Here is a 5,290-nt window from a genome sequence, read left to right on the forward strand (position 1 = left end):
TGGTGCACCAGACGGGATTCGAACCCATGACCCCTGCCTTCGGAGGGCAGTACTCTATCCAGCTGAGCTACTGGTGCAACGCGGGCGCCATAATACTCATCTGGCTTGCGTGCGTCCATGCTGGCGAGTGGGTGTTGTCAATTTCACACGGTTACGACTATTGGAGGTGACGTTGATCAGAATTTTCAGCCAACTAAAGGTATTCGCGTTCTTTTTTTCGAACAGGCTATTGTCCTTTACCCCTGTAGTCCCTAGGATTCGTTTGAGATTTCAAACGCAACCTGTCCGGTTGCCCGCACTTTTTTCAACTCGTGCGTTCGGGCTCCGGCTGATGTTTTCCTGACGGCAGCCTCGTTCGAGGCGCCTTTGAACAATCAATAATTCGCTCCGCCGTTGCGCGGTGCTGTTTAGGAGACCGATATGCAGCTTAAAGACTCCACGTTGTTCCGCCAACAGGCCTATATCAATGGCGCCTGGGCAGATGCCGACGGCGGTCAGACGATCAAGGTTACTAACCCTGCGAACAACGAAGTTCTGGGTACTGTGCCAAAGATGGGCGCCGCCGAAACTCGCCGCGCCATCGAAGCTGCTGACAAGGCCTTGCCGGCCTGGCGTGCGCTGACCGCCAAAGATCGCGCGAACAAACTGCGTCGCTGGTTTGAGCTGATGATCGAGAATCAGGACGACCTGGGTCGCCTGATGACGCTTGAGCAAGGCAAGCCCCTGGCCGAGGCCAAAGGTGAGATCGCTTATGCCGCGTCCTTTCTTGAGTGGTTCGCTGAAGAGGCCAAACGCGTTTACGGTGACGTGATTCCGGGCCATCAGCTGGACAAACGTCTGATCGTGCTCAAGCAACCTATCGGTGTCACCGCAGCCATCACCCCGTGGAACTTCCCGGCCGCGATGATCACCCGCAAAGCCGGTCCGGCGCTGGCTGCGGGCTGCACCATGGTCCTCAAGCCTGCTTCGCAAACTCCTTACTCCGCACTCGCGCTGGCCGAGCTGGCTGAGCGCGCGGGCATCCCGGCTGGCGTGTTCAGCGTGGTGACGGGTAGCGCGGGTGACATCGGCGGCGAGCTGACCAGCAACCCGATCGTGCGCAAGCTCTCCTTCACCGGTTCGACCGAGATCGGTCGCCAGTTGATGGCTGAATGCGCCCACGACATCAAGAAAGTCTCGCTGGAACTGGGCGGCAACGCGCCGTTCATCGTGTTCGACGATGCGGACCTGGATAAGGCCATCGAAGGCGCGATCATTTCCAAGTACCGCAACAACGGCCAGACTTGCGTTTGCGCCAACCGCATCTATGTTCAGGACTCGGTTTACGATGCATTCGCCGAGAAGCTGAAAGTCGCGGTGGCCAAGCTGAAGATTGGTAATGGTCTGGAAGAAGGCACCACTACCGGTCCGCTGATTGACGGAAAAGCAGTGGCCAAAGTCAAAGAGCACATTGCTGATGCCCTGAGCAAAGGCGCGAAAGTGCTGAGCGGCGGCAACAGCCTGGAAGGCAATTTCTTCGAGCCGACCATCTTGATCAACGTTTCGAAAGACGCCGCCGTCGCCAAGGAAGAAACTTTCGGCCCACTGGCGCCACTGTTCCGCTTCAAGGACGAAGACGAAGTAATCGCCATGGCGAACGACACTGAGTTTGGCCTGGCGTCGTATTTCTACGCACAGAACATGAGCCGCGTGTTCCGTGTCGCTGAAGCGCTGGAGTACGGCATGGTCGGTATCAATACCGGACTGATCTCCAATGAAGTCGCGCCATTTGGCGGCATCAAGGCGTCGGGCCTTGGCCGTGAAGGGTCCAAGTACGGCATTGAAGATTATTTGGAAATCAAATACCTCTGCCTCTCTGTTTGAGCAATAGGTATTGCAGCCTGTGGGGCGCGAGAGCGACGCCCCGCAGGTTTTTGTAGCACCAATCCATTGTGGCCGGGAGGCCGCGACAGTCGATCATCGTATGCTGCCGCCGTTGACCCCCGCTGCTTGATCCTTGAACCACGCCGCCCGATGAGCGGTGAATGAGGAAATCATGAGCAAAACAAACGCATCCTTGATGAAACGCCGCGAAGCCGCTGTCCCGCGTGGCGTTGGTCAGATCCACCCGATCTTCGCCGATCATGCGAAGAACGCTACCGTTACCGACGTTGAAGGTCGTGAGTTTATCGACTTCGCGGGCGGTATCGCGGTACTTAACACAGGTCACCTGCACCCGAAAATCATTGCCGCGGTGCAAGAGCAACTGACCAAGCTGACACACACCTGTTTCCAGGTGCTGGCTTATGAGCCTTATGTCGAGCTGTGCGAAAAAATCAACGCCAAGGTCCCAGGTGATTTCGAGAAGAAAACCCTGCTGGTCACCACCGGTTCCGAAGCGGTCGAAAACGCCGTCAAGATCGCTCGCGCTGCCACCGGCCGTACTGGTGTAATCGCGTTCACCGGCGCTTACCACGGTCGCACCCTGATGACGTTGGGCCTGACCGGTAAAGTCGTGCCTTACTCGGCTGGCATGGGCCTGATGCCTGGCGGCATCTTCCGCGCTCAATACCCGAATGAACTGCACGGCGTGAGCATCGATGAGTCCATCGCTAGCATCGAGCGTATCTTCAAGAACGACGCCGAGCCCAAAGACATCGCTGCGATCATCATCGAGCCAGTTCAGGGCGAAGGCGGTTTCTACGTCGCGCCTAAGGCTTTCATGCTTCGTCTGCGCGAGCTGTGCGACAAGCACGGCATCCTGCTGATTGCTGACGAAGTACAGACAGGTGCTGGCCGTACTGGCACTTTCTTCGCCATGGAACAGATGGGCGTGACTGCTGACCTGACCACCTTCGCCAAATCCATTGCTGGCGGCTTCCCGCTCGCGGGTGTCTGTGGCAAGGCTGAATATATGGACGCCATTGCACCTGGCGGTCTGGGCGGCACGTATGCTGGTAGCCCGATTGCCTGTGCGGCTGCGTTGGCGGTCCTGGAAGTTTTCGAAGAAGAGCACCTGCTCGATCGCTGCAAAGCGGTTGGCGAGCATCTGGTGACTGGCCTGCGCGCCATTCAGGCGAAATACCCGGTGATCGGTGAAGTACGTGCCCTGGGCGCGATGATCGCCCTTGAATGCGTCGAAAACGGCGACATCCACAAGCCCAACGCCGCTGCCGTGGCTCAAGTGGTTGCCAAAGCCCGCGACAAAGGTTTGATCCTGCTGTCGTGTGGTACTTACGGCAACGTGTTGCGCATATTGGTACCGTTGACTTCGCCGGACGAGCAATTGGATAAAGGCCTGAAGATCATCGAAGAGTGCTTCGCTGAGCTTGCCTGATGCCGTTGGGTTGCAATTGATCAAATTGTGACTACATGGATGGAAAAACCCGCTTAGGCGGGTTTTTTCGTTTATTGACGTCAGAAATTTCTCTTTTCCCTGTTTCTGAGCGTTGTCTTTGACTAAGGTAAGCAAAGTGATGCCGGAGAGTCATGATGACCGTCGTAAAGGCGCCCGATGTAACCCGTGTGTTGATCGCTGAACCCGATCCGCACATTTGCGAGATGCTCAGTGAAGTGGTTTTGAGTGTGCGTAGCGATGCGCATGTTGAAGTGTGCTCGGAAGGCGTCAAGGCTGTGCAATGGCTCAAGGGCGCGGTTCCTGATTTGGTGATCGCATCGCGAGAGCTTCCTGGTGTTGATGATTTGAGCCTGTTGCGCGCCGTGCGTTTTCTGCGCAAGCAGCCGGTGATCCCGTTCATTCTCTTAAGTGATCGTAACGATAGCGCCAGCGTCCGCGAGGCCGTACAACTGGCACCCACCGCCTACCTCACCAAGCCGCTGAACATCGACAGCCTGCGTTTACGTTTGCAAGGACTGCTACTCGAAGACGGTGTTCCGGGGGCGACTGATGCCCCAAGCCAAGCGCCTGGCCTGACCTTGACCGACTTTCTTGAGACGCGCCGAGAAGTGGCCGATGGCGCGCCGTTGTCTGTTGATGTGCAGCAGGCGATCAAGCGCAGTCAGGGCCCATCTGGCCCTGATATCACGCTGCTTGAGCAGGCATTGACGCCGGATCCGCAGTTGGTGGCCGGGTTGATTGCCGCTGCCAACAGTGCCATACAGCACCTTGGAGAGCCGATTCAAACACTGCATCAGGCATTGGCAACGCTGGGTGCGATGCAGGGCGCGAGTCTGGCTTCAAACATGGCGCTCAAGCGCTGCGCGATATTGACTGATGAGGCGCTGATCAGTCGTGCCAATGATTTTTGGGCGTTGTCTCAGCGTACGGCCAATTACGCGGCCACGCTGGCGCGGATGCTTGAGCTTGACCACGAGCGCTGCCATTGCGCGGGGCTGTTGCGAAATCTGGGCGATCTCGCGGTATTGCGTTGTCTGCAGGAGTGGTCGTTGTCAGGCGGCGCGCTCAGCGACGAGTCGATCACACGTTCGCTGGCGCAATATTCTGCGGCGTTTGGTTCGGCGTTGCGCACACGCTGGCGCCTGCCTTTAGAGCTTCGCGAGCTGATAGCGGCGGTGTATCAGTACAACACTGGAGGCGTCACCCGCGAAGTGTTGTTGATGAACCTGGCGGGACAAATGGCGAGTCTTGGCAATGAAGAGAGTGCTTTTGACACTCTGGCGAAATCCAAAGCTGCGCGATTGCTGAAGATCAATGCATCGGATCTGGAGCGATTGCGCAAAAAGGTTGAAGGTTAGCGCCGGATTTGGGGATCGCTACACCAACACAATCTGATTCTTGCCCTGGCGCTTGGCCTGATACATCGCGGCATCGGCGCGTGCATACAAGGCTTCCAGGCTTGGGTCGTTGGCGCCTAGATTGGTCAGCCCCTGGCTTGCAGTAATGCCGAAAGCGTTGTCGTCACACTGAAAACTCAGGCGTTGAATCTCTCGCTGCAGGCGTTCTGCGATCTGTTTCGCCATGTCCGGCGCGCAGCCAGGGAACACTGCCGCAAACTCTTCTCCGCCGATACGCCCGAACAAGTCGCCACGGCGCAATGTGGTGCGCCCACATTCGGCGATGCGTTGCAGCACCACGTCGCCTTCCTGGTGACCATAGGTGTCGTTGACCAGTTTGAAGTCATCGATGTCCAGCAGCAGGAATGCCATCGGTGCGCCTTGCAGCCGCGCCTGTTCGAACTCGCGTTGGGCGCATTCGAAAAAATGTCGGCGGTTGCTGCTTTGGGTGAGTACATCGGTCGTCGCGAGCCGCTGCAGTTCGTCTTCGAGTTGCTTCTTTTCGGTGATGTCTTCTGCGATACCTACGACGATCAAGCGCTGGCCTTGTTCGGCC

At 57.4% G+C, this 5,290-nt stretch carries 4 protein-coding genes and 1 tRNA gene; 3 read left to right on the forward strand and 2 right to left on the reverse strand.

What is annotated here, in order from left to right:
- Positions 1 to 77 (reverse strand) — tRNA-Arg (locus VGC62_RS01140).
- Between the two features lie 343 nt (positions 78 to 420).
- Here VGC62_RS01140 and gabD point away from each other — a divergent pair.
- The 3 genes from gabD (at position 421) to VGC62_RS01155 (ending at position 4,695) form a co-directional block, all read left to right on the forward strand.
- Positions 421 to 1,863, forward strand: a complete 1,443-nt coding sequence (gene gabD / locus VGC62_RS01145; protein WP_331185263.1) for an NADP-dependent succinate-semialdehyde dehydrogenase — start codon at positions 421 to 423, stop codon at positions 1,861 to 1,863.
- A 172-nt stretch (positions 1,864 to 2,035) separates the two neighbouring features.
- Entirely contained in the window at positions 2,036 to 3,316 is a 1,281-nt protein-coding gene (gene gabT / locus VGC62_RS01150) for a 4-aminobutyrate--2-oxoglutarate transaminase (RefSeq protein WP_331185264.1), read from the forward strand.
- A 152-nt stretch (positions 3,317 to 3,468) separates the two neighbouring features.
- Entirely contained in the window at positions 3,469 to 4,695 is a 1,227-nt protein-coding gene (locus VGC62_RS01155) for an HDOD domain-containing protein (RefSeq protein WP_331185265.1), read from the forward strand.
- A gap of 18 nt (positions 4,696 to 4,713) precedes the next feature.
- On the opposite strand, the gene VGC62_RS01160 is transcribed toward VGC62_RS01155, so the two are convergent.
- Positions 4,714 to 5,290: sensor domain-containing diguanylate cyclase (locus tag VGC62_RS01160; RefSeq protein WP_331185266.1), on the reverse strand; the 577-nt coding region annotated here is incomplete at its 5' end.

The sequence above is a fragment of the Pseudomonas sp. genome (assembly GCF_036404235.1).
Taxonomy (GTDB): Bacteria; Pseudomonadota; Gammaproteobacteria; order Pseudomonadales; family Pseudomonadaceae; genus Aquipseudomonas.